The 23,871-nt window shown below is 31.3% G+C and carries 24 protein-coding genes; 12 read left to right on the top strand and 12 right to left on the bottom strand.

Going from position 1 to position 23,871, the window contains the following annotated elements; genetic code table 11:
* The coding region (locus ABJD66_RS13725) for an alkaline phosphatase family protein (protein WP_348132625.1) at positions 1 to 1,132 on the top strand (1,132 nt) is incomplete at its 5' end.
* On the opposite strand, the gene ABJD66_RS13720 is transcribed toward ABJD66_RS13725, so the two are convergent.
* The 4 genes from ABJD66_RS13720 to gcvP form a co-directional block, all read right to left on the bottom strand.
* Complete coding sequence (locus ABJD66_RS13720; RefSeq protein ID WP_348132622.1) at positions 1,129 to 1,980, bottom strand: glycosyltransferase family 2 protein; 852 nt, start codon at positions 1,978 to 1,980, stop codon at positions 1,129 to 1,131. The two genes, ABJD66_RS13725 and ABJD66_RS13720, sit on opposite strands and share 4 nt — an antisense overlap.
* A 20-nt stretch (positions 1,981 to 2,000) precedes the next feature.
* The gene (locus ABJD66_RS13715) at positions 2,001 to 2,525 is read right to left on the bottom strand and encodes a methyltransferase (RefSeq protein ID WP_100893651.1); all 525 of its coding nucleotides are present in this window, start codon (positions 2,523 to 2,525) and stop codon (positions 2,001 to 2,003) included.
* A gap of 2 nt (positions 2,526 to 2,527) precedes the next feature.
* Positions 2,528 to 3,586: a ketoacyl-ACP synthase III gene (locus tag ABJD66_RS13710; RefSeq protein WP_303540924.1), complete on the bottom strand. Its 1,059-nt coding sequence runs from the start codon at positions 3,584 to 3,586 to the stop codon at positions 2,528 to 2,530.
* Between the two features lie 157 nt (positions 3,587 to 3,743).
* Positions 3,744 to 6,596 carry an aminomethyl-transferring glycine dehydrogenase gene (gene gcvP, locus ABJD66_RS13705; RefSeq protein WP_348132617.1) on the bottom strand — a complete coding sequence of 951 codons (2,853 nt, stop codon included), beginning with the start codon at positions 6,594 to 6,596 and terminating at the stop codon, positions 3,744 to 3,746.
* A gap of 134 nt (positions 6,597 to 6,730) precedes the next feature.
* On the opposite strand from gcvP, the gene ABJD66_RS13700 reads away from it, so the two are divergent.
* The gene (locus tag ABJD66_RS13700) at positions 6,731 to 7,570 is read left to right on the top strand and encodes a hypothetical protein (RefSeq protein WP_348132614.1); all 840 of its coding nucleotides are present in this window, start codon (positions 6,731 to 6,733) and stop codon (positions 7,568 to 7,570) included.
* On the opposite strand, the gene ABJD66_RS13695 is transcribed toward ABJD66_RS13700, so the two are convergent.
* The gene (locus ABJD66_RS13695; protein WP_100893647.1) at positions 7,547 to 7,780 is read right to left on the bottom strand and encodes a hypothetical protein; all 234 of its coding nucleotides are present in this window, start codon (positions 7,778 to 7,780) and stop codon (positions 7,547 to 7,549) included. The genes ABJD66_RS13700 and ABJD66_RS13695 overlap by 24 nt on opposite strands.
* Positions 7,781 to 7,782: 2 nt before the next feature.
* A complete protein-coding gene (locus tag ABJD66_RS13690; RefSeq protein ID WP_100893646.1) occupies positions 7,783 to 8,331 on the bottom strand; it encodes a sigma-70 family RNA polymerase sigma factor in 549 nt (182 codons plus the stop codon).
* 73 nt (positions 8,332 to 8,404) lie between these two features.
* On the opposite strand from ABJD66_RS13690, the gene ABJD66_RS13685 reads away from it, so the two are divergent.
* Positions 8,405 to 8,767, top strand: coding sequence for a rhodanese-like domain-containing protein (locus tag ABJD66_RS13685; protein ID WP_100893645.1), 363 nt, complete (start codon positions 8,405 to 8,407; stop codon positions 8,765 to 8,767).
* Between the two features lie 2 nt (positions 8,768 to 8,769).
* Here the strand turns inward: ABJD66_RS13685 and ABJD66_RS13680 are convergent, their stop codons facing one another.
* From ABJD66_RS13680 to ABJD66_RS13655, 6 genes are read right to left on the bottom strand one after another with little or no spacing between them, the layout of a single operon-like run.
* Positions 8,770 to 9,657, bottom strand: a complete 888-nt coding sequence (locus ABJD66_RS13680) for a TIGR01777 family oxidoreductase (RefSeq protein ID WP_348132610.1) — start codon at positions 9,655 to 9,657, stop codon at positions 8,770 to 8,772.
* Positions 9,658 to 9,662: 5 nt separating this feature from the next.
* Positions 9,663 to 10,061 (bottom strand): hypothetical protein, encoded by a 399-nt coding sequence (locus ABJD66_RS13675; RefSeq protein ID WP_348132607.1) that lies wholly within the window; start codon positions 10,059 to 10,061, stop codon positions 9,663 to 9,665.
* A gap of 6 nt (positions 10,062 to 10,067) precedes the next feature.
* Complete coding sequence (locus tag ABJD66_RS13670) at positions 10,068 to 10,820, bottom strand: methyltransferase domain-containing protein (RefSeq protein ID WP_100893642.1); 753 nt, start codon at positions 10,818 to 10,820, stop codon at positions 10,068 to 10,070.
* Positions 10,814 to 11,548, bottom strand: coding sequence for a DUF2071 domain-containing protein (locus tag ABJD66_RS13665; protein WP_348132604.1), 735 nt, complete (start codon positions 11,546 to 11,548; stop codon positions 10,814 to 10,816). Before ABJD66_RS13665 ends, ABJD66_RS13670 begins: the two co-directional genes overlap by 7 nt.
* A 1-nt stretch (position 11,549) precedes the next feature.
* Positions 11,550 to 11,927, bottom strand: a complete 378-nt coding sequence (locus ABJD66_RS13660) for a DoxX-like family protein (protein WP_348132600.1) — start codon at positions 11,925 to 11,927, stop codon at positions 11,550 to 11,552.
* A gap of 7 nt (positions 11,928 to 11,934) precedes the next feature.
* The gene (locus ABJD66_RS13655; protein ID WP_348132597.1) at positions 11,935 to 12,438 is read right to left on the bottom strand and encodes a MarR family transcriptional regulator; all 504 of its coding nucleotides are present in this window, start codon (positions 12,436 to 12,438) and stop codon (positions 11,935 to 11,937) included.
* Between the two features lie 257 nt (positions 12,439 to 12,695).
* On the opposite strand from ABJD66_RS13655, the gene ABJD66_RS13650 reads away from it, so the two are divergent.
* From ABJD66_RS13650 to ABJD66_RS13610, 9 genes are all read left to right on the top strand, one after another.
* Complete coding sequence (locus tag ABJD66_RS13650) at positions 12,696 to 17,687, top strand: DUF4132 domain-containing protein (protein WP_348132594.1); 4,992 nt, start codon at positions 12,696 to 12,698, stop codon at positions 17,685 to 17,687.
* 122 nt (positions 17,688 to 17,809) lie between these two features.
* The gene (locus tag ABJD66_RS13645; RefSeq protein WP_348132591.1) at positions 17,810 to 18,226 is read left to right on the top strand and encodes a hypothetical protein; all 417 of its coding nucleotides are present in this window, start codon (positions 17,810 to 17,812) and stop codon (positions 18,224 to 18,226) included.
* Positions 18,227 to 18,266: 40 nt separating this feature from the next.
* Positions 18,267 to 18,773: a hypothetical protein gene (locus tag ABJD66_RS13640; RefSeq protein WP_348132588.1), complete on the top strand. Its 507-nt coding sequence runs from the start codon at positions 18,267 to 18,269 to the stop codon at positions 18,771 to 18,773.
* Between the two features lie 27 nt (positions 18,774 to 18,800).
* Entirely contained in the window at positions 18,801 to 19,304 is a 504-nt protein-coding gene (locus ABJD66_RS13635; RefSeq protein ID WP_348132585.1) for an endonuclease V, read from the top strand.
* Positions 19,305 to 19,418: 114 nt separating this feature from the next.
* Positions 19,419 to 19,940 carry a hypothetical protein gene (locus tag ABJD66_RS13630; protein WP_348132582.1) on the top strand — a complete coding sequence of 174 codons (522 nt, stop codon included), beginning with the start codon at positions 19,419 to 19,421 and terminating at the stop codon, positions 19,938 to 19,940.
* A gap of 15 nt (positions 19,941 to 19,955) precedes the next feature.
* Positions 19,956 to 20,492: a hypothetical protein gene (locus tag ABJD66_RS13625; protein ID WP_348132579.1), complete on the top strand. Its 537-nt coding sequence runs from the start codon at positions 19,956 to 19,958 to the stop codon at positions 20,490 to 20,492.
* Positions 20,479 to 20,880 carry a hypothetical protein gene (locus ABJD66_RS13620; RefSeq protein ID WP_348132576.1) on the top strand — a complete coding sequence of 134 codons (402 nt, stop codon included), beginning with the start codon at positions 20,479 to 20,481 and terminating at the stop codon, positions 20,878 to 20,880. Before ABJD66_RS13625 ends, ABJD66_RS13620 begins: the two co-directional genes overlap by 14 nt.
* A 22-nt stretch (positions 20,881 to 20,902) precedes the next feature.
* Positions 20,903 to 21,769: a hypothetical protein gene (locus ABJD66_RS13615; RefSeq protein WP_348132573.1), complete on the top strand. Its 867-nt coding sequence runs from the start codon at positions 20,903 to 20,905 to the stop codon at positions 21,767 to 21,769.
* Positions 21,770 to 21,811: 42 nt separating this feature from the next.
* Positions 21,812 to 23,554 carry a leucine-rich repeat domain-containing protein gene (locus ABJD66_RS13610; RefSeq protein ID WP_348132570.1) on the top strand — a complete coding sequence of 581 codons (1,743 nt, stop codon included), beginning with the start codon at positions 21,812 to 21,814 and terminating at the stop codon, positions 23,552 to 23,554.
* The last annotated feature ends 317 nt before the right edge of the window (positions 23,555 to 23,871 follow it).

Genomic DNA, 23,871 nt, shown 5'->3' with positions numbered 1-23,871 from the left:
TCACGCAGCTAATGCTGCATATTGGTTTATGGGCAAAGATGAGGCTAATTTTATAACGAGCACGTATTATATGAACAGTTTGCCAAGTTGGGTTACTGCTTTTAATGATTCTGATGCTGCTGAAAAATATAAAAAATCTTGGACTACTTTAAAGGATATTAGTACTTATATAGAGAGTGGTTCTGATGAAAACAATTACGAAGGAAAGTTTAAAGGAGAAACAAGCACATCATTTCCTCATAATTTACCAGCTATTTGGGAGCAAAATAGAGGTTTTGACATTATAAAAGCAACTCCATACGGAAATAGCTTAACAGCAGATTTTGCAATTGCAGCTTTAAAAGGAGAAAATTTAGGTAAAGATGAAATTACAGATTTTTTAGCTGTTAGTTTTTCATCTACAGATTATGTAGGGCATCAATTTGGAGTAAATTCTAAAGAGATTGAAGATACTTACATTAGATTAGATAAAGACTTAGAAAGGTTATTTAAGGAATTAGATAAAGAAGTTGGTAATGGCGAGTATACAGTGTTTTTAAGTGCAGACCACGCAGCAATACAGGTTCCTACATATTTAAAAGATAGTAAAATACCTGGTGGTTATGTAAATTATAAAGATATGTCTACTAAGTTAAATGAATGGGCTAAATTTAAATTTGGTTCAGGAGATTTAATTAAAAATGTATCTAATAATCAAATATTTTTAGATCATAAAGTAATTGCTAATTTAGATTTAGAACTGCAAAAAGTACAAGAAGCATTTGCACAGGAATTACTTACGTTTGCAGATGTAGATAAAACATATACAGCATACCAAATGTGGCAAAATAACTATACTAAAGGAATACCTTATGTTGTGCAAAATGGATACAACCAAAAGCGTTCTGGTGATGTAATAGTGGTGTTAAAACCAGGTTATATAAGTTACTCTAGAACAGGGTCTACACACGGATCACCTAGGGTTTATGATACTCACGCTCCTCTATTGTTTTTTGGAAAAGGAATTAAAAAAGGAAGTACAGTTAATTTAACAGAGATACCAGATATTGCACCAACAATTTCTTCGTTATTAGGAATGGCTGCACCAAACGGAACTACTGGTCAACCTATTGAAGCTGTTTTAAAAAACTAAAACAATTTACTTTTAATATTCTTCCAACGAAGTTCACGAATAAAATTGCCTTCTTTTGGTGTAACCAAAAAGGGCAATTTTTCTTTTTTAGCGTTTTTGTAACCAGTTAAGTTATCAAAAAATACGGCTATTTTATTTTGCTTTAAGGCCATTTTTAAAGATGCAATACAACTTATTGTAAAGCCATATCGCATACGGTACATTGCTTGTCCTTGTAGTAGTTTAGCTTGTTTATTATATGCATTTCCTGTAGGTCTAAGGTGTTTTACTTTTAAACTATTGTCTGTAAAAATTGTAAAATTGTGGTATTGTGCTAATAGTTCATCTACTGTATCCCAACCCATAGCACTACGTAAACCTTCTATTTTAGAAAAGCAAGACTTACGGTAGGCTTTAAATGCTCCACGAACGTGGTCTTTATTCATTGGGTGGTTTAATTTCCAATTGCCAAATTTGTCTTGTTCGTAAGCAAAACCGCCAGCTATACCAATTTTTTCATCAGATTTAAAAATAGAAATAATTTTTTCGAAATAATTTTCTGGTAAAATGATGTCGGCATCTAATTTTACTATAAAATCATAGTCATTATCTGCAACAGCTAAACCTTTATTAAACGCATTTACAACTTTACTACCAGGCATATGTTTGGTAGAAGATGTTGTATTTACTATTTTAAAGATGGCTTGTTTTTCTGCGTATGAATCTAAAATAGTAGCAGTGGCATCTGTAGAATTATCATTGACAATAATTACCTGTTTTGGTTTTTTTGTTTGATGAAGTATAGAGTCTAAAGTCTTTTTTATAAAAGCTTCTTCATTGTGAGCGGGAATTATAATGTAATACTTCATACTAAAAAGATAAAAAGATATTATTTTTTTCTTTCTGCATAAACAATATAATATCTAGGAGTAAAACTACGTAGAATTGGTCTTATGCCAATTTTTTTAATAGGGTTTGTCCACTTAGCAGTATCTTTTATTTCCCAACCAGCTTTTTCTAATAGCCAATCAAATTGCCAATCTTCAAATTCATGGTAATGTCTATCCCACTTGTCAGTTTTGCTTCTGTAAGCAGGAGAAAACCATAAGTTAAGCGGAATGCTTGTAACTAATTTATCGCTCTTTATTTCTTTTAAAATATTTAAAGGAGCTAATAAATGTTCAAAAATTTCAAAGGCAGTAACTACTTCTGTATTATTGTTTAATACCGATGAAAAATCTGAATCTAAATCTTCTCCATTAGTATTTATTACATTAAAACCTTGTGTCGTCATTAGCTTGGATAAAGGGTTGCTTACACCTAAATCTAAAATGCTCTCATTAGTGTTAATGTGCTTGTTAAGAAACTCTAGCGTGTGTTTAAAACGTTTGCTAGGATATGTTTTTTCGTACATTTTTAATATCTGTAAACTATGGCATTGATGTTCATACCAGCGCCAACACTCGCAAATATAACAACATCTCCTTTTTTTACAGCGTGATTTTCTAATTTTCCTCTTTTTACTAAATCAAATAGAGTAGGTACAGTGGCTACAGAGCTATTACCAAGTTTATAAATGTTCATAGGCATAATGTCTTTTGGCATTGTCTTATTATACAATTTGTAAAACCTTTGTATAATAGCCTCATCCATTTTTTCATTAGCTTGATGTATAAAAATTTTCTTTACATCATCAATGTCTACATCACTTTTGTCTAAGCAATCTTTCATTGCTTGTGGTACGTGTGTAACTGCAAACTCGTATATCTTACGACCATGCATTTTAATATACTTTGTATTGTTGTTTTCTTCTTTGTTGTAAGATTCTCCAAAGAATAGGTAATTAGCTTCATTATGGGCGTAAGTTGCCACGTTGTGAGCTAAAATATCACCTGCATTTTCTGTATTTTCTATTATTGTTGCTCCAGCGCCATCAGAATATATCATAGAGTCTCTATCATAAGGATCTATAACCCTAGATAAAGTTTCTGCTCCTATAACTAAACATCTATTAGCCATGCCAGATTTTATAAAAGCATATGCCTGTATCATTCCTTGTATCCAACCAGGACAACCAAATAAAATGTCAAAAGCAACACATTTAGGGTTTTTAATTTGTAGCAAGTGTTTAACTTTTGTTGCTAAACTTGGTAGCGTGTCAGACTGTGTTTGTCCGTGGCTAACATCTCCAAAATTGTGAGCAACAATAATATAATCTATGCTTTCCTTATCTATTTTGGCATCTTCAATAGCTCTTTCTGCAGCTAAATAAGCAATGTCTGATGTGTTGAATTCTTTTTTTGCGTATCTCCTTTCTGCAATTCCAGTTATTTTTTTAAACTTTTCAATAATAACCTCATTTGAATTTGGAATGGGAGACCCATCTGTATTTAAAAAAGTATGATTAATAAAGTCAGTATTTAAGGTAGTTATGGATGGTATGTAACTACCTGTTCCTGTAATTCCGATATGCATAATTAGTTTTTAATTTAACAGGATGAAGTTACAAAAAACACTTTAAATAAACTATGCGTGCATAATAAATTGTATGATGTTCAAGTAAAAAAAATGATATAAAAAAAACCGCTTAGAGAGATCTAAGCGGTTGTAAAGTATTGTTTTTACTGTGTTTTTATGCTTCCATATAAGCTTCAATAGGAGCGCAAGTACATATTAAATTACGGTCTCCATACGCTTCATCAACACGTCTTACTCTAGGCCAAAATTTATTATCTGCAATATGCTCTAAAGGAAATGCAGCTTTTTGTCTGCTATAAGGAAAGTCCCAAACGTCATTAGTTATCATTTCTAAAGTGTGCGGAGAGTTCTTTAAAACATTATTAGGATTGTCTAAAGTAGCTTCATCAATTTCAGCTCTAATAGATAACATAGTGTCACAAAAACGGTCTAGCTCAACCAAACTTTCACTCTCAGTGGGCTCTATCATTAATGTACCAGCAACTGGGAAAGATACTGTTGGCGCGTGAAAACCGTAGTCCATTAAACGCTTAGCAATATCAGTAACTTCTATTCCGTTTTGTTTAAAAGGTCTGCAATCAATAATCATTTCGTGTGCAGCTCTTCCTTTTTCTCCAGTATATAAAACATCAAACTTACCGTTTAATCTTTCTTTAATATAGTTGGCATTTAAAATTGCGATAGAAGTAGATTGTTTTAAACCAGCCTCTCCTAACATAACAATATAACCGTAAGATATTAAGCAAACTAAAGAACTACCCCAAGGAGCAGAAGATATAGCAGTTATAGCTTTTTCTCCTCCTGTTTTTATTACAGGGTTACCAGGTAAAAACGGAACCAATTGTGGAGCAACACAAATAGGACCAACACCAGGACCACCACCACCGTGAGGTATGGCAAAAGTTTTGTGTAAGTTAAGGTGACAAACATCTGCGCCAATATTACCAGGGTTGGTTAAACCAACCTGTGCATTCATATTAGCACCATCCATATAAACTTGTCCGCCATTATCATGTATTAGTTGTGTAACTTCTTTAATTGAAGACTCAAAAACACCGTGCGTAGATGGGTAAGTAACCATTAATGCAGCTAAATTGTCTTTATGTAATTCGGCTTTTTCTCTTAAATCTGTAACATCTATATTTCCGTAATCGTCTGTCTTAGTAACAACCACTTTCATACCTGCCATAACTGCAGAAGCTGGGTTTGTACCGTGGGCAGAAGCAGGAATTAAACAAATATTTCTGTGCGCTTCGTTTCTAGACTCGTGGTAAGCCCTAATTACCATTAAACCAGCATATTCTCCTTGTGCACCAGAATTTGGTTGTAAAGATGTTGCTGCAAAACCTGTAATTTCACTTAAATGATCTTCTAATCTTTTTAATAAAATTTGATATCCTTCTGCTTGATCAATTGGAGCAAATGGGTGAATATTACCCCATTGTGCAGAACTTAAAGGAAGCATTTCTGATGCCGCATTTAATTTCATTGTACAAGAACCTAAAGAAATCATAGAGTGGTTTAATGATAAATCTTTGCGCTCTAATTTTTTTATGTAACGCATTAATTCTGTTTCTGAGTGATAAGAATTAAAAACTTCATTTTCTAAAAATGGAGTGTTACGTTGTAAATTAGCAGGAATAACAGTTTGTACATCTTCTGTAAATGAAGCTGTATTTTCTACCTTATTAAGCTCAGAAAAACAAGCCACTATTGTAGCAAAATCTTTTTTAGATGTTGCTTCGTTTATAGAGATAGACACTGTAGTATCATCTATATAATTAAAGTTTATTTTTTTGCTTACTGCAATTGCTTTTAAGGCACTTGCATCTTTTACTTCTACCTTAATAGTGTCAAAAAAAGCAGAGTTAAGTTGTTTAAAACCTAATTTCTCTATTGCTGTAGCAGTATTTATAGCAATGTTATGTACTTTATTAGCAATATACTCTAAGCCTTTTGGACCGTGGTATACAGCATACATACCAGCCATAACAGCCAATAATACTTGAGCCGTACAAATGTTAGACGTTGCTTTATCTCTTTTTATATGTTGCTCTCTAGTTTGTAACGCCATACGTAGAGCAGGTTTGCCGTCTGTATCTTTAGTTACACCTATAATTCTGCCAGGAATGTTTCTTTTGTAAGCTTCTTTTGTAGCAAAAAAGGCAGCGTGAGGTCCACCATATCCTAACGGAATACCAAAACGTTGAGTAGTACCAACAACAACATCTACTCCAAATTCTGCAGGAGCTTTAAGTTTTACTAAACTTAATATGTCTGCAGCTACAGCAACTTTTATATTATTGTTATTACAGTTTTCTACAAAGCTAGCATAGTCATTTACTTGTCCAAATTTACCAGGGTACTGCAATAAAGCACCAAAGAAATCTGCTCCAAAGTTAAAATCTTCATGATTACCAATAACAAGTTCTATACCTATTGGTGTAGCTCGTGTTTGTAATAATGATAATGTTTGTGGTAGTATTTCTTCAGAAACAAAAAACTTAACTATATTTTCTTTTTTTTGAGGTCTGCTACGTACATCAAAAAGCATTGCCATTGCTTCTGCAGCAGCAGTACTTTCATCCAATAAAGATGCGTTTGCAAGCTCCATACCTGTTAAATCGCAAATCATTGTCTGAAAATTTAACAAAGCCTCTAAACGACCTTGAGCAATCTCTGCTTGGTATGGTGTGTAGGCAGTATACCAACCTGGATTTTCTAGAATATTTCTTTTGATAGGAGAAGGTAAAAGCCCTTCATTATATCCTAAACCAATATAAGATTTAAAAACCTTATTTTTATCAGCTAATTCCTGTAAGTGCTCTAGATATTCGTTTTCACTTAAAGCTTCAGGTAAATTTAAGTTCTTTTTTAACTTAATATCATCTGGGATAGTTTCGTATATAAGCTGATCTAAATTTTCAACTCCAACGGTTTTAAACATCTGTTGGTAATTTTTTTCATTTATACCAATGTGTCTTGAGGCAAACAAATCTGTTCTCATATTCTAGAGTGTTTTTATAAAAAGATGCGCAAAATTAATGATTAATTTTTTTATAATTGATAAATTTTACAGTACTTCACTTAAAGTTTTTAACGATTAATTAATGTTATGAACACTTTACTTACATTTGTATAATGAAATTAGCAAAACAAATTTTTAATTTTTATCTAGATGCAAGCATTCATGTGGCTGTATCTGTGTTTTGCCTTTTAGAGATTACAGCAGTACTTTTAAATATTAATATTAATCAGAATTTAGCTTATTTCTGTTTTTTTAGTACAATTGCCTGTTACAACTTTATTAAGTACGGAGTAGAGGCAGAGAAGTATATTTTAGTAGCAAACAGATATTTTAAAAACATACAAGTGCTAAGTTTCTTGGCAATGGGTTGTGCTGTTTATTTTGCTTTCTTTTTACATAAAGATGTTTGGTTCTGTATTGGAGCTTTAGGTTTATTTACAGGTTTATATGCGTTACCTGTTTTACCCAAAGCTAAAAACTTAAGAAGTTTTGGTGCTTTAAAAATATTTATGGTAGCCATTGTGTGGGCTGGTGTTACTGTTTTGTTACCAGTTTTGTCTGCTAATATGAGTGTTACAACAGATGTTTGGATAGAGACTTTTCAGCGTTTTTTAATTGTATTAATTTTACTGATGCCTTTTGAAATTAGAGATTTAGCTTATGATTCTCCTTCGTTAAAAACAATACCTCAAAGGTTTGGTATTATTCACACAAAATTAGCTAGTGGTATTGTTGTATTAATTTTCTTTTTTACAACTTACCTAAAAAATACAATTACTCCTTTAGATCTAATAGCAAAAGGAATTCTTTTTCTAAGTTTTGGCTTTTTAGTTTTGTATACACAAGGAAAACAAGGAAAGTATTTTGCTTCTTTTTGGGTAGAAGCTTTTCCTATATTTTGGTATGTTGTAATTTACGCTATAAATTATTTACTTGGTAACTTCTTCTTGTAGTTTTTGCTTCATCTTAATCTTTTCTTGTTCTGTTAAAGATTGCAAGTGAGCTTTTTCACAAAGTGATGTGAACTCTGTATTTCTTTTAGAGAACTGTGGACAAGTTTTGCAAATTAATAAATGAAACTTAAGGCTAATCTTTTCTAAAAAAGAAGCTTCTTTGTATTGTATTTTGTTGCAGATTTTAGCTGCTTTTTCGCAAGAAATCATAATTAAAACCAATTAGTATTTAAGCATCCCATTAAAGTTGTTCTGGCTCTATGGATTATTACCCATAGGTTAGACGCATTAATGCCAAGGTCATTACAAATATCTTCTGTACTTATTCCTTGTATTGTTTTCATTTTAAAAACCAACGCTTGTTTTTTAGGCAATTTAGCAATACATTCTTGAATTGCAAGACCTAATTCTTCATTTTCTAAGTCACTATTCTCTAGCTTACTAAAGGGGTCTGCTACTTGTTCTTCTAACCAGTCTCCGTCTGAGTCTATGTTAGAGTTGTAAGACATTCTAACCTCTGCTTTACCTTTGTTAGAGTTTATTTTACGGTAGTGGTCTATCACTTTTCGTTTTAAAATGGCAATAAGCCAAGTGCGTTCTGCAGCATCACCTTTGTAATTTTTTGCAGATTTTAGACCTGCAAAAAAAGTTTCTTGTACTAGGTCTTTAGCAATTTCAGAATCGCTTACTCTAGCTACTGCATAATTAAATAAATAATCTGCGTAGTTATCTACCCAAGTGTTAGGATTAAGGTGGTGCATTAGTTCTTGTTGATTTTTCAAATGTAGGGGATTTTAATTAAAATGTTTAATTTTGACCAAAACAATCTTTTTTATGAAATCTTTTTTTAGCGTACTTTTTTTTGCATTGGTAATTACGGCTTGTTCACAAAGTAAGTCAAAACATATCACAGAATTTTCACAGAATGATATTAAAAATGCTTTGTTAGTAGATGTACGTACTTCTGAAGAGTACGGTTTGGGTCATTTAGAAAATTCTAAAAATGTAAATGTACTTAACGATTCTTTTGTAAGTTATTTTGATAGTATACCAAAAACAAAAACTATTTACGTTTACTGTAAAAGTGGAGGAAGAAGCGCTAAAGCAGCAGCTAAATTAACAGAGTTAGGTTATAACGCTATAAATTTAGAAGGTGGTTATGATGCTGTAAAAGAAAAAAATACTGCTAAAAAGTAAGTTTATTTTAAAATATCTTTTAGGGCAGATTTTAACGTATCAAATCTAAACTCATAGCCATTCTTCTCTAACTTTTCTGGGTAAACTTTCATACTATTTAAAATTAGGCTAGGTTCTGTGCCAATTATAAATCCGCCAATTTTTAACATCCATGAAAAAGCAGGTAAGCCAAAAGGTACGTTTAATGTTTGCCTAATAGTACTCATAAGTTTTGTGTTAGATATTGCATCTGGTGCGGCAACAACTATTGGACCAGTAATAGCTTGGTTTTCTATGGCGTAATTAGTTATTGCAACAAAATCTTTAGTGTGTACCCAGCTAACCATTTGTTTGCCACTACCTTGTTTACCTCCTAAACCAAGTTTGGTTATTTTTTTTAAAGGAATTAACGCTCCGCCTTCTTTACCAAAAACTAAAGAAATACGCAGAGCAACTTTTCTTGTGTTGGGATTTTTTATGGCGTTAAAAGCTTTTTCCCATTCTAGGCCAACGTACAGCATAAAATCTTCTCCGTTTTCTTCTTTGTTAGGATGAGATATGGCAGCAGAAGATGCATTTAACCACACTTTTGGTGGATTGGCTACCAAATTTATGGCATTGCCTAAAGCGGTAGTAGATTCTGTTCTAGAATTTAAAATAAGGGCTTTGTTTTCTTTTGTGAATCTACAGTCTACAGATTTACCAGTTAAATTTATTAATACATCTGCATTGTTTAAACTAGTATGCCATTTGTTAATTGTTTTAGCATCCCAGTTTACGTAACTTATATTTTCTTTTTTGCGAGACTTTCCACGAGTTAAAACAACTATTTCATTGTATTTACTAGTATAAAAATCTATTAATTTATTTCCCAAAAAACCCGTTCCTCCTGCAATAACTAGTTTGCTCATACTATTTAGTTGTTAAAATATATTATAAAAAATATAGTAGATAAATATACCCAAAATCCAGAGAATATAATGTGTATTGTGGTCTCAAATTTTTTGCCTTTCCATAAGTTTTTAGAATACACAAAAAACTGAAAAAATAAACGTATTGACCAGAATACAGCAAGCCCTAATACTAGTTTATTTCCTAAGGTTGTTTTTATTAATTCTGTTGCAGATGTAACACATAGCAAACCCATTAAGAAGACTGTTAATGCAATAAAAAAAGTGTGTGTAGTCATCATTTGCCTGTTTATTAACGCCAATGGTTGTAGCTCTGTTCTCCAGTTAAAGTATTTAGGAAAAAAGATGTGTGCCAAAGCAAGAGCCATTAATAATATGCCTATAATATATAAGTGAATTTGCATAATTTTTTATTTGCTATAGTTAAAAACCGTCATAAACGGTGTAAATTTTACTTCTTTAATTTTAGATAAGCCAGCATTTTTAAACGCATTTTGCCAAGTTTTTTTACTAAAAAAATGAGTAAAACCAATAGAAAAGGCTAAAAAATTAGGTACGTCTCTTAGGTGCTCTACCATTATAATTTTTCCCTCTGGCTTACATATCCTTTTACACTCAGTTAAAAACACTTCTTTTTCTTTATTGCATCTAATTTCGTGTGCTGCCGATAATAAAAATACAAGGTCTATACTTTGGTCTTTAAGCGGAATTTTGCTTGTTGTTATTTGCTGTGTATTTGGATATGTTAAACTTACCTTACGTGCGCGTACTATGGCAGGTTCTGTGTGCTGTTTTTTATTATAAAAATCGAATACTTTAATGTCTGATGTAGGAAAGTTTTTTTTAAGGATAAAACTTGTTTCATCAAAACCAGCATTAATATTTACAATTTTTTTTATGCTGCTACTTTTATTTATGTGTGTTTGTAGCCATTTAAAATTGTAATAACCTGAAAAATCGTAAACGTATGCAGAAACTAGAAGCGGAGTTACTAAACCATAAACAAATACACTAACTGTAACCCACAAGATAATAGCAGGTAGTTTTAACAGTAGTATAGCAGTTATTAAAATAACTAGTACTAGTAAACCTAAAATATAAAAATGCCTGTTAAAGCTTAATATGTTACGTACTCCTTGAAATTTCTTGCGTTTTGTTACCATAATTCTAGTTCTCCTTTTTTCCAGTAATACGGAATATTAGTAATTACAAAAGCATTTGCTAAAATTGGATTTTTAAATCCGGCTTCTTTTAAAAAATTAAAGTGATATTCATTAATATGTATAGGAGAAGGTTTCCAATTTTGTCGGACACCTTCAATAACTAAAATGCTATTTTTTTCTTTATTGTACGTAAAGGTAAATGGTAATGGTCCTGCAAACCTGCGTGCATCTTTGTAGGTGCTAAAGGGTGAGTTTTTTGGCAGATTAACATCGTTTAAATTATTGCTATAATTAATTTTAAAGTTTGATTTTAAAGAGGTTATTTGTGTGTTTTTTTGTTCTTTTTTTATTGTAATGTCTGTTGTAGTGTAGTTGTAATGCGTAAAAATATTACCCATAAACTGCATTTTCTTTTTATTGGTTTCAGACTTTAAAATGTATAATCCTCTTAAGCGTTTACCGGCCTTATTAGTGTAAGTAACAAATATTCTATAGCCAATTAAAAAAAAGTTATTACCCATAAATTTAGGCAAACCTTTAGGTCTCAAATCTTTTGTTTGTACCATTGCAACAGCTACAAAAGCCCATTTGTCTTTAAAGGTGTCTAGCTGTAAGTGCTTAGGTATTTTATGTGCCAATTCTTCTTTAGGAATAGCAAAAGTAAGTACGGTAGAGTTTGTAAAAAACGCTTCAACCGCAAACGGATGATTTTTAAAAGATGCTAGCATACTAGTTCGCTTTTTTTAAATAAAATTCATTGTAGAATATCACACAAATTAAAAGGAAAGCAAAAACTATATTGTATTTGCCCCAGAGTAATAAATCTGGCACTAGAGTAAATTCTATAATATTCATTAAACCTATTATTAGCATTTGTAGTATGGCGTTTACTCTAGATTTATAACCACTAACAATCCAACCTGCCATAAAAATTTCTAATACTCCTATGCTAATAGTTAGCGGTTTTGCAAAATCTTCTCCTAAAATGCGACTTACAATTTGCATGTGCCTTGGAACTAAGTTTAGCACTTTACACAATAAGCCGTTGGCAAGCCAAATAAGCCCAATAGCAATTGTTACTATTTTATTTAAGATGTTTTTTTGCATTGCTGGGTTAGCTAAATATTTTTAAAATAGATTTTGTAATCCAATTTTGCTGTTGATTAGCCATTTTATTTAAAAGACTATCTGCAGTCTCTGTTAACTCGCACATTGCCTTTGTTTGTTTAATAAACTCATCAGTTTCTTTAGTGCCATCTGGTGCTATATTGCTAATTTCATTTAAAACTTTTATGGTTGGTTGTAACTCTCTTCGGCTACGTTCTTTTGCAATTATACGAGCCAATTCTTGCACATCTTTTTCCGTTGTAAAATATTCTTTACGTTCACCAGCTTTAAACTCTTTACTCACAATTCCCCAGTCTATGAGTTGCCTTAAATTCATACTTGTGTTACCTCTAGAAATCTGTAATTCATCCATAATTTCTTCCATAGAAAGGGCATTAGGAGAAATAAATAAGAGCGACTGTATTTGAGCCATTGCTTTGTTAATTCCCCAAAGCGTACCTAAGCTGCCCCAAGTATTTATAAATTTTGATTTAGCTTCTGTGTAGTTCATCTTTTAAAAACTTAAATTCATTACAAATATATATTAAATATTTTAAACTTTCAGTAATTATTGAAAGTTTGATTATGCTGAATAGGTAGAGCACAATTTACAGTAGTAGATAAATCCCAAAATTCAGGGATAAATAATGTTTGTAGTCTTAATAATTTGCAAAAGTTTTAAGATGAAACAAAATAAGAATATAAAGACTTAGTTTATATTTAAACCATAGTAAACAAAGCCTCAATTTAGAAAAGAATAAAACCCATATGATTCCATTTGAAAAAGCACAAGCGTATATTAAAAAGTATAAAAAAGAAGAGTTAACAGACGCAGATTTTGAGCAGTTTTCATATCCGTACCAAGTGCTTGGTATGATAGTGGCAGATGTGCTTAACCCACGTCAAAGGCACGAGACTGTAACTATTTTTTCTAATGTTTTTGATGATGAAACTACGGTGAATCCTTGGGCAACAGAAGAAGGTATTCGTTTAGGATCTTTTTTGTTTGGAGATATACAATCTCCTTTTTTACCAGTGTTATGGAGTATGTTTAATGCTTTGCCTTACCAAAATGGGTATAGCCGTAGAGCTTTTAGAACAAAGCCAAACACAGATCATCTATATAATAAATTAGAATATTTTAAACGTTTGTTATATGCTAATCGTAGTGGTTTTGGTTATCTGCCACTAAAAGAACAGTTTCAGTATTCAACGTATTTTGATAATAGATACAGTTACTTTTTTGCTGTTGTATTGGAGTTTAAAGGTGAGTTGGTAGATGAGGTTGTAAAAGATATTATACAGGGCGAAGATGAAATTGGAAGTATAAGTAGAGATATAATAAAAGGTTTACTACTTACAAAAAAAGAGGAGTATTGGGAGTTAGTAGCTAAATTATTATTGGCAGCACAGCGCCAAGAAGGGTTAAGGCAAACTATTTTAGAGTCTATTGATACTACTAGTTTAGGAGCTTTAAAATATATGATGAATGTAATTTTAGAGAACGATTTAACTCGTTTTAGTAGTGTAGTTAGAGCAGTAGACACTTGGTTTGGTTTTGGTTGGGAAGCTCCTAAAAAATCTACAATAAAAAGAGTTTTAGAGTTAAGTAGAGATCATATTTTAGATTTAAATAATATTGATGACTGTTTAACCAGTAATGATAATTTAGAAATTTATATTGGTCTTTGGGCTATAGGTTTAATTAATGTAGATGCTGCCAACCAAAAAGCATTAGAGCTGGTTTATAAAACAGATAGTTTAGAGAAAAAAATACTGTGTCTGTATTTTGTTAGTCAAACACAACGTACTCAGAATAGCATTGTTGATTACTATAAAAAAGAACTAGGTAATAATCCTGCTTTAGATTATTGGTTAACTATTAATTTGCCAGTTTTAGAAATAGATAATGATCTTTTTAGTCGTCTAGAAAAAATTGCAGCTAGCCTACCAAAAGATGGTAAGGTGTATGAAGGAATGGTTTTCTCTTGGCTAAATTTTACAGTTACACCAAATTATTTTTACAATTTTATAATTAAACATGCTTCAGAAGAGCAATTGCTTTTGCTGTCTAATGACATAGTAAAGTTACCATCAGAAGTTAGAGAAAGTTACATTAGAAAAGTATTTCCAGAACATTACACTTATTCTTTTGGATACAATTATGGAAGTAAAAAACCAGGAATGCTTATTTTATCTAAAGATGCTTGGCGTAGACAATTGGCGCACCAAGCTATTAAAGATAGGAACGAGTCTGTAATGTCTACCGGTTTAACCGTTTTTCATCATATGCCATTATTTCAAGAAGATTTAGATGTAGTGGAAGATTTATTTGGTCGTAAAAACAAAACTTTACGTTCTGGCTTAATAAAACTTTTAATTAAGCAACCAGAGGATGTTTTTAAAAATAGCACACAAAATTTAATTACAGCTAAGGCAGTAGATAAGCGTTTGGCAGCTTTAGAGATACTAACCTTAATAGAGGAAGAAGAGCAATATCCAGAATTTGTAGAAGAACAAATTAGCTTGTATAAAGAGCGACCAAAATTTACTAAAAACGAAAGTGTATTTTTAGATAAGTTTTCTAAAACTAAAATTGGATTTACATATAGTAATGGTTTTGGAGCAGTAGATTACACTAATTTGTCACCACTTTACACACCAGAGGTTAAGTTTAATAACAGCAAAAGTTTTTTTGATAAACTGGGTATTTCTACAGCAAAATTTAAGTTTAGCAATTTTATAGATGAACGTAAAACAGTTGGTGCTATAAATAATTTAATAGCATTAGTTTATGAGCATAGAAATTATGAATATAAGTTAGAGGCTTATGATGGTAGTACAACCACAGCTTTATTAGCTAATACTATTCATGAAATTAAAAAATTTAGAGAAGAGATGTCTGCAGAGGAGCATTTGCATAATATACCTTTGGCAGATGTTTGGATAAAATGGTACAATGAAAGTAAATTAAACGATTTTGAGATGTATGCTGCAATAAACTACATAAATACGTTTACTGCTCCTTATGGCAATTACAAAAAGCTTGAAGATTATGTAAAGCAATACACTCCTAACTTAGAAGGCATAAAGTTAGACCCTGCAGACCGTAGTTATTACAGTACAAACGCCAGATATACTAAAATTTTAAGACGCTTATTTAGGGCTTTTGCAGATAGGCCTGCCGTGTTAAGTTTTAAATTAAGTGTTTGGGAAGATGCTATTGCAAACTTTCCAGAGAAGCTAAAAAAAGAGAAGTTTACTTATGGCGAAGGTTACAGGTATAATAATTATGATTGGGTAGATGTTATTAATGGTTTAGTAGTTGTAATAAACGAACAAGAACTTATAAAGTTTGGAGATTTAGAGCAACTAAAAAAGTATTGGGATATAAAAATGTATTTAGCAGCACAATATATAGGATATCCAAAAGTAATAACAAACATTAAAGACATTACAGAAAAAAGAAATACCAATAGAGGATTACAGTTACCGCTTTTAGATATTTCATTGGTTTTGTATCAAAAAAACTTAATTACTAAAGACGATTTACTTTTCCAAGCACTAAACTCGCATGAGTTAATGTCCATTTTAGATGGTGCTCAAAACTACAGAATACGTAATGGTAATTTAGATGTAGACTTGGTTCCGTTTGGAATTTTAAAAGCTTTAAAAACAAACATACTTTCTACAGAGTTAGAGCGTGGAGATTTAGCTACAGATGCTACAGGTTATATTTCTAGTCTATCAAAAATAGAAGGTGTAGACTATGTTTTTAAGGTGTTACAGCGTATGGGTAAAGATACTTTTGAGCGTGGTTACAGTTACTACGGAGACACTAAAAAATCTACCTTTAGTTCTATATTAAAAAAGAGTGCGTTAAAAGATACAGAAACTTATGCAGACTTTGTAGCACTTGCAGATGAAGCTAAAATTCCAAAGAAAAGATTAGTAGAACTTGCTTGCTATGCAACGCAATGGGCAGGTTTTGTTGGTGAGTATCTTGGACTAGAAAAATTAGAAGATGCTGTATGGTGGTTTCAAGCGCACGCATCAGATTATATGAGTAGTGAAAAAGAAACCATAATTTCTAGATATTCTAACATTCCAAAGTCCGACTTTGCAATTGGTGCCATAGATATAGATTGGTTTAATAAAGTGTATAAAAGTATAGGCAAAGCCAATTGGAAAATATTACACGAAGCTGCCAAATATATTACAGATGGTAATGGGCACAGACAAGTAAAACTATACTCTAGTGTAATGCTTGGTGAGGTTAAAATTACAGAAACCTTAAAAAAAATTACAGAGAAAAGAGATAAAGACTATGTTAGGGCTTTAGGTTTAATTCCGTTAAGTAAAACTATTCCAGAGAAAGACTTATTAAAACGATACAACCTATTGCAAAAGTTTTTAGAAGAAAGCAAGCAATTTGGAGCGCAACGTCAAGAGAGTGAGAAAAATGCTGTAGAAATTGCTTTAGATAACCTGTCTAGAAACGCAGGTTTTCAAGACCGCGTACGCTTTAGTTGGGCTATGGAAAGTAAAGCAACTTTAGCAATAATGGAAAATGCTGTTTTAAAGTTTGATGATGCAGTTATAGAACTAGTAATTACAGACGAAGGTAAAACAGATATTTTAGTCACTAAAGGTAATAAAAAACAAAAATCTATACCTGCTAAGTATAAAAAAGACAAACAAGTATTGGCCTTAAAAGAAGGCAAGTCTTACTTATCTAAACAATATAGTAGAACTCGTTTGTCTCTAGAAAATGCAATGGTAAATGAAGACGAGTTTACCGCAGCAGAGATACACAAAATAATGCAACACCCAATTGTAAAAGTTATGCTTAGCAAATTGGTATTGTTTGCTCCAGATAAGCAAATCTCTGGTTTTTATGCAGACGGAGTATTAACAGATACAGAAGGTAAAAAGCATATTTTAAAAGAAGATGATGTCTTGGTAATTGCACATCCATCTCACCTATACAAAGCCGTACAGTGGGATTTGTACCAAAAACACCTTTTTGCAGAGCGTTTGGTACAGCCATTTAAACAAGTATTTAGAGAGTTGTACTTGGTTACTAAAGACGAGCTAGAGCTTGGGTCAAAATCAGAACGTTACCAAGGTCACCAAATTCAACCACAAAAAACCGTGGCATTATTACGTGGTCGTGGTTGGACGGTTAGCCATGAAGACGGATTGCAAAAAGTGTATCATAAAAAAGGTTTTATGGCAACAATGTATGCTATGGCAGATTGGTTTTCGCCAGCAGATATAGAGGCGCCAACCTTAGAGCATATTGTGTTTTACTCCTTAGAAAACTACAAGCCAATTCCTTTAAAAGATGTGCCACCAGTAGTTTTTAGCGAAATTATGAGAGACATAGACCTTGTGGTTAGTGTTGCTCACGTTGGTGGTGTAGATCCAGAAGCTAGTCACAGCACTATGCAAATGCGTGCTGCATTAGCAACCGAGTCTGCACAGCTCTTTAAACTCAAAAACATTACAGTTAAAGAGCGTCACATTCTGGTTGCAGGTACTTTGGGTGAGTATAGCATACATTTAGGAAGCGGACAAGTAAGTAAAAATGGCTTACAATTATCTATAATTCCTGTACACAGTCAGCACAGAGGACGTATGTTTTTACCCTTTGTAGACGATGATCCAAAATCGGCAGAAATTATTTCTAAAATGAAACTTTTGTCAGAAGACAACAAAATACAAGATCCAACAATTTTAGCACAAATAAATAGCTAATTTTAAAATTATAAGGGCGTTCCCCACTTAAGGTGGGGCGTGCTTTTGTTGCAAGTCCTCGTGCTATCGCACTGTGGGCTTTACACGCCAATCCCTAACGCACTAAAAAATAAAATGTACATATGCCACAACTAACGTTACAACTAAAAAAATTAGGCAAAAAAAAAGTAAAACAAATACCATTAACCTTAGACGCAACTCCTAATAATTTGCAAGAGTTATTGGTAGGTTGTGTAAAAAACCAAGTAGAAGCTTTTAATAAAAAGAGATTAGAGGTTAATGTGGTTGGCTTTTTAAGTCCTACAGAAATACAAGACCAAGCCCAAAGTGGTAAAGTAGATTTTGGAGATTTAGCAAATAAAGATTTAGCAGTAGAGCAAGATGCTATAGATAATGTATTACTAGCTTTTAAAGACGGACTTTTTGTTGTTTTTGTAGATGGTGATGAGGTTACTAGTTTAGATACTCCTTTACAATTAACTAAAGACAGTGTTGTAGCCTTTATACGTATGACGTTTTTAGTAGGCACTTACTGGTAGTTTATACATAATGTTAATACATTTAATATAAAAAAATGTGATGAAAAAAATAGTTCTTCTTCTGCTTGTATTAAACTTTGGGTGTGCTAAAAACATAGCTAGGGTGCCTAAATCGGCTAGAATTACAGTAAAATATAGGGTTTTAGATGAAGAAATAAGCCCTAATAATATAAACTGCGCTTATAGAGTAGCTTCGTATTTACAAATGAAGGATAATGATTGTTCATTTAAAATAGAAGAATTTGAGTTTGATATAGAACGTAAATATGTACTTAACAGTAATGGAAGTTTAAAAGAGTATTGGATGTATTTGGCAGAAGGCCCATTAACCTATTCTATGGAGCAATTAAATGACGATCTAAAATTTAAGTCATATGAAGAACTAAATAATTTTAATATAAAAATAGCTGAAGATAGAACAGCAATTATAGATAATAATACCACCTTTAAAATTGAAAGAATTTTTAAAAAACAAAAACTAATTTTAATTGAAAAAGGGAATAATGAAATTTTAGAAGGAAGAAGAATTTTATACGCTTACAAGTAAACCAAATTTTAAAAAGAGATACATATTATGATTTTAGCCTTTGATACTTATTACTATAACAATAAAGCAAAAACAGTTGGTGTTAGCTTTAGTAATTGGTTAGATGATACTGTTTTAGATATAAAGGAAGAAGTTATTAAAGATGTGCCAGACTATGAGCCAGGGGCATTTTATAAAAGAGAATTACCTTGTATTTTAAGTTTACTTAAACAGTATAATTTACAAGATGTGGAGTTAATAATAGTAGATAGTTATGTTTTATTAGATGATGACGGTAAGCTAGGTTTGGGAGGTCATTTATATAATAATTTAGATAAAAAAATTCCCATTATAGGTGTTGCAAAATCTAGTTTTCATTTAAATAAAACAAACAGTAAACCTCTTTTAAGAGGAGACAGTATAAAGCCACTTTATATATCTGCCATAGGTATAAATTTAGATGAGGCTTATGAGTTGGTAAAATCTATGCACGGTAATTACAGAATGCCAACCTTACTACAAATTTTAGATACCAAAACAAAAGAAAAATAATTATATCATTACCCTGTTTTTAGATTTTTCTAAAAAATAATACCCCTGAAAAAAGGGATTTATATAACAATGTATTGCTGTAAATTGCGGTAAATTAATTGGTGTACAATTGTTATGGTAAAATATAAAGTAGTTTTATTTTTTTTACTGGTTGTTGGGGGTGTAAATGCGCAGCAACAACCAAAAGAAGTTTCTTTAAAAGAAATGAAACAGGTATGGACTACTTTTTTATCAGCCTTAAAAACAAAAGACACTGTAAAATTTAAACGGTTGTCTGCTTCAAAAATTAGATGTTATGCCTGTTTAGAGAATACTCCAGAAAAAGAAAAAGAACTTACTACTTTTAGAGATACAGAGGAGGATTGGTACACTGCACTTTACACTACTAAAATTTACATCCCTGTAGACCTTTTTATAGCAGAAGATTACAACCTAATTTTTACACATAACTTTGTTGGACTTTTAGTAGAAAGCGAAACTATTTATGTAAACCACGCAATAGATGGCGTTAATTATATAGAGGTTTTAGTAACTACAACCAAGCCAACTAAGTTTCATGAAGGCGGACAGCATACATTTAGATTTGTAAAACAAAATAATACTTGGCTTTTAGACGATTTAAGTACAATTCCTTAATAATAGAAATAGAATATGGTAGAAGTAAAATCTTTAGTGATGGCTATAATTAGCTTTTTTTTACAAGGAGAAGTTCCTTTGGTGAGCACAGATACAGTGTTTTTTGTAGATGTAGAATCTAAAACAATAACTATAGAACAACATAATTTGTCTACAATTAAAGGGCAAGAAGAAGCTGCTATTGTTGGTTTAGAATTAGCTATGAAACAAACATCGTTAGACGATTCTTTGCAACGTTTAACATTAGTGTCTAAAGATGTTTTTACAGTGGATAATAAGCTTAATGCAACCATAAAATTAAGTTACAATTCTATAAAAGACATTACCTCTTTGGGTTTTAATTTAAATACAGATGGTACGTATGCCTATTATAAAAATAATACAATAGAGTTACTAGCAGATAATGGAGTAGAAGAGGAGCGTCAATTCAACTTTAAAGCAGATCAAAATATAAAGTTTAAAGTAACACCAATTTTACATAAAGATGTTAAACTAATTTCTTTAACTACAGCTTGGGCTAAAGCACAACAAAAAATGAATGAAAATGAATAAAGAAGAAAATCAGCTTAATGAACTACAAAAAATATCAGAAACAAAGCTTAAAGAGGTGTTAGATGAGTACCTAAATTTTATGTCTAGTGCAAAGTACCTTCGCTATGTTTTGTTGCTTTTTGGAGCATTGGTGCTGTTATACAATGTATTTATAGCAGGCAAATCATATTCTTACTCAGATTATAACACTATAAAAACAGTAGTAATTTTAATATGCTGCATATTTATAACGGCATTATTGGTTTTTGCAGGTATTTATTTTACTAAACAAGTAAAAGTAAAAGGGATATTAAAAGAAATAGCAGAGTATCATAATCTAGACTTTAAAAAGGTACGTAAAGAGTTTAATCTATATGTAAAAGACACCTTAGGCGGATACCCTGTATAAAATAACTATAAACACTAAACTTATGAAAAATTACGCTTTACAATTAGTAGCAGTATGCTCAATTATTATAATTACGTCATGTAACTTTAATAAAGATTCTAATATAGGTCTAACCAATAAAAATGAAGGTCTAAGTGCGTCTAGAGTAGCTGTTACTGTAGATGATGAACCATTAGAAGAACCTATATTAGTCTACGGTAAAACTTTGGTAACTACTTTTAAAGAAATAGAAGGGTTTACAGAAGAAAACGGAAAATATTACCCAAATTTAGCAGTAGCTGTAATTTCTAAAAAAGGAGATACAGTTTTAAAATACCCTAGTTTGTTGCAAAATTCTAAAATAGGGTTAAATACAGATATGAAGGATTTAGTAGGGAGAATAAGTTTTGCTAACCCTATTTTATCTAGCAATAGTTATGATGTTATTTATACATTAACAGACTTAAAAGGTAATGGTGTGTTAACTTCTTCAATGGAAATTGAACTTGTTAAGGATCCGGATATTAGCATTAATGCAGATAAATTAAGCTATAAAGAGTGTTATTTGTTCTCTACAGAGCGTAAGTCTGTGATTACCAATAGAAAAGTTGGGTTTAATGATAAAATGTTGTTTATATTTGAGGGCCTAAAAGGATTTACTATAAAAGACGGTACTATAGAAATAGGAATGACAATGCTTGTTAAAGATGATGATGAGCGTATTATACTAGACCAAACAGATCTATTTTTAAACCAAAAATTAGCACCAGAATTAGTAGAGCAATCTATACAGGCTTCTTTAATAACAACAAAAGGAGCTGTTAGTAATCCTGTAAAGTGGCAAGTGAAAATTTGGGATAAAAATAGTGATGCAGAATTTACAGCAGAAACCTTTTTAGAGGTGGAGTAGTTTTTTTGTGTTGCGCAGAATTAAATTAAACACAACTAACCATTGGAAGAATTAATTTTAGATGCATTATTTCAAGACTTTAAAGAGAGAGAAGTTTTGAAAGTGTCACCTTTTGGAGATATTTTTTTTAAAGAAGATGATTTAAAAGGAGGAGAGGTCTATTCCGTTTGTCAAATTTTACCCCCAAGAAGACAAGCAAATAATCCGGCACAAAAAGGAGAATTTGTATTTTTATGTCAAATAATTGCTTTTGACGAATCTACTTTTCAACAGTTTTTAACAGCAAGAAAAAAATCTTTTTTTAAACGTAGCGCTCCAGAACAAATTCAGAATTTATACGAAGCCGTATTTACTAGATTTGGTTTGCGTTTAGAGCTTAAAAAAAGACTAGGAAAAACAACCAAAAGTGAAGTTTATGGGTATTGTACTTACGACCCGTACAATAGTGCAAATCCTTTGGCAGAAAAAATAGATCAGTCAATATACCATAAGGAAGTTTTAAGGTATATAGAGAATCATCCACGTACTTATTATTCAGATATTTGGGAGTTAAATAGTGAAAATGATTTTGGGCCGGCAACACAAAAATTGTATTATGGTTATGGTTTTGAGCTACCACATGGTATTTTTACTTGCTCTAATCTTAAGTGTTTGGCAGTATCTAACCAAACTGTACAAGATTTATACCCAGGAATATTAAAATTAAAATCGTTAAATGAGCTTACCTTGCGTAATGTAAGCTTAATAGCTCCAGATCTCATAAATAAATTATATAAGTTTAACTACTTAGTTTCTTTAACTATATCTAGAGACGGAGATTATTATAGTGTTCCTTTAAGTGGCTTACCTCCTAATCTAGAGAAAATAAAAAGTTTAAAATATCTAAATTTTTCAGGTAATAAAAGTCCTTTATGGTCTTCTGTTGTAAAAATTACAGGCTTAAAAAGTCTTAATTTATCAAACACATCTTTAAGTAGAATATCATCAAGAATAAAATACTTAAATCAATTAGAGGAGTTAGATCTATCAAACAATAGAATAGAAGAACTACCAGAGAGTTTGGTTACTTTAAAAAGACTAAAAATACTTAGGTTAAATAAAAATCCGCTTTTAGAATTGCCTAGTTGGTTAAATAAAATGAAGCAATTAGAAATTTTGGATGTTAGTGAAACAAATATTTCTACTGTACCAGAAAACTTATCTAATTTAACTAATTTAAAAGAGCTTAATTTAAAAATGAATGTATTTAAAGAGTTGCCAACTACATTAAATAAAATACCATCTAATGTGTTGCAGTTAGAATTAAAAAACCAGGCATTATTTAATTATGAGGTAAAGTTAAAACTAGAGCAATTGCCAGAGGGTGATTGTTATTTTGAGTCCGACTTTAATTTTAAATTAATGGTAATAAATAAGTTAATGTATGTAGATGAGGTTTTGTACCCAAAATTTAACGTACACTTTTTTGTAAAAAATTACAAAGACCGTAAAATTGATATTGAGGAAGAAGGATATCAAATAATACCAGAAGTTGCTGCTTATTTTAAAAAATTACCAATTCCGTCTTCTTTATTACCAGATATTAAAGCTTTGGAGCCAGATGGTGGAGATGAAATATACGGTCAGTTAATTCCTTTTTGGAGCGGAGAAGACGATTGTTTTGATGTAAAATCTATTGAAGATATTAAGTATTTGCCCAGCTTAGAAATAACTAATTCTATGAATTTTTCAGAAGATTTGGTAGCACAAATAAAAGCTATGAATATAAAAGTTATACCGTATTAATTTTATTTAAAGAGAAACCAAACACTCTAACGGATACCATTTATTGTTCTTTTGTTTGTAATAAACGGTTATAAAACTACCATTACATATTTTAAAGCTAACCTCGCGTATTTTAATATTTGTAATATCGCTGGTATGTTTAAAATGTTTAGTTATTGTTTTGTTAGTTAAAATAGATTGTAGCTCTTTTAATTGCAAAGAGTAGTTGTATTGCTCAAAAATATTCCTAATTTTTTTTACTGCTTTATTGCAAGTATATTTTTGTAGCATTTTTGTTTCTTTTTTTACCTTCTTATAGCAGTTTATGGAATTATTTT

It is taken from the genome of Cellulophaga sp. (assembly GCF_039943695.1).
GTDB lineage: Bacteria > Bacteroidota > Bacteroidia > Flavobacteriales > Flavobacteriaceae > Cellulophaga.
This window is presented reverse-complemented; position numbering and strand designations above follow the sequence as displayed.

What these genes read in the sequence shown, in the direction of transcription:
- ABJD66_RS13695 (WP_100893647.1), bottom strand. Translation starts at nt 7,780, where the DNA reads ATGATTTCTTGCGAAAAAGCAGCTAAAATCTGCAACAAAATACAATAC.
- ABJD66_RS13665 (WP_348132604.1), bottom strand. Translation starts at nt 11,548, where the DNA reads ATGCTAGCATCTTTTAAAAATCATCCGTTTGCGGTTGAAGCGTTTTTT.
- ABJD66_RS13630 (WP_348132582.1), top strand. Translation starts at nt 19,419, where the DNA reads ATGGTAAAATATAAAGTAGTTTTATTTTTTTTACTGGTTGTTGGGGGT.
- ABJD66_RS13615 (WP_348132573.1), top strand. Translation starts at nt 20,903, where the DNA reads ATGAAAAATTACGCTTTACAATTAGTAGCAGTATGCTCAATTATTATA.
- ABJD66_RS13715 (WP_100893651.1), bottom strand. Translation starts at nt 2,525, where the DNA reads ATGTACGAAAAAACATATCCTAGCAAACGTTTTAAACACACGCTAGAG.
- ABJD66_RS13620 (WP_348132576.1), top strand. Translation starts at nt 20,479, where the DNA reads ATGAAAATGAATAAAGAAGAAAATCAGCTTAATGAACTACAAAAAATA.
- ABJD66_RS13645 (WP_348132591.1), top strand. Translation starts at nt 17,810, where the DNA reads ATGCCACAACTAACGTTACAACTAAAAAAATTAGGCAAAAAAAAAGTA.
- ABJD66_RS13660 (WP_348132600.1), bottom strand. Translation starts at nt 11,927, where the DNA reads ATGCAAAAAAACATCTTAAATAAAATAGTAACAATTGCTATTGGGCTT.
- ABJD66_RS13685 (WP_100893645.1), top strand. Translation starts at nt 8,405, where the DNA reads ATGAAATCTTTTTTTAGCGTACTTTTTTTTGCATTGGTAATTACGGCT.
- ABJD66_RS13690 (WP_100893646.1), bottom strand. Translation starts at nt 8,331, where the DNA reads ATGCACCACCTTAATCCTAACACTTGGGTAGATAACTACGCAGATTAT.
- ABJD66_RS13710 (WP_303540924.1), bottom strand. Translation starts at nt 3,586, where the DNA reads ATGCATATCGGAATTACAGGAACAGGTAGTTACATACCATCCATAACT.
- ABJD66_RS13670 (WP_100893642.1), bottom strand. Translation starts at nt 10,820, where the DNA reads ATGGTAACAAAACGCAAGAAATTTCAAGGAGTACGTAACATATTAAGC.
- ABJD66_RS13720 (WP_348132622.1), bottom strand. Translation starts at nt 1,980, where the DNA reads ATGAAGTATTACATTATAATTCCCGCTCACAATGAAGAAGCTTTTATA.
- ABJD66_RS13675 (WP_348132607.1), bottom strand. Translation starts at nt 10,061, where the DNA reads ATGCAAATTCACTTATATATTATAGGCATATTATTAATGGCTCTTGCT.
- ABJD66_RS13625 (WP_348132579.1), top strand. Translation starts at nt 19,956, where the DNA reads ATGGTAGAAGTAAAATCTTTAGTGATGGCTATAATTAGCTTTTTTTTA.
- ABJD66_RS13655 (WP_348132597.1), bottom strand. Translation starts at nt 12,438, where the DNA reads ATGAACTACACAGAAGCTAAATCAAAATTTATAAATACTTGGGGCAGC.
- ABJD66_RS13650 (WP_348132594.1), top strand. Translation starts at nt 12,696, where the DNA reads ATGATTCCATTTGAAAAAGCACAAGCGTATATTAAAAAGTATAAAAAA.
- ABJD66_RS13640 (WP_348132588.1), top strand. Translation starts at nt 18,267, where the DNA reads ATGAAAAAAATAGTTCTTCTTCTGCTTGTATTAAACTTTGGGTGTGCT.
- gcvP (WP_348132617.1), bottom strand. Translation starts at nt 6,596, where the DNA reads ATGAGAACAGATTTGTTTGCCTCAAGACACATTGGTATAAATGAAAAA.
- ABJD66_RS13635 (WP_348132585.1), top strand. Translation starts at nt 18,801, where the DNA reads ATGATTTTAGCCTTTGATACTTATTACTATAACAATAAAGCAAAAACA.
- ABJD66_RS13680 (WP_348132610.1), bottom strand. Translation starts at nt 9,657, where the DNA reads ATGAGCAAACTAGTTATTGCAGGAGGAACGGGTTTTTTGGGAAATAAA.
- ABJD66_RS13700 (WP_348132614.1), top strand. Translation starts at nt 6,731, where the DNA reads ATGAAATTAGCAAAACAAATTTTTAATTTTTATCTAGATGCAAGCATT.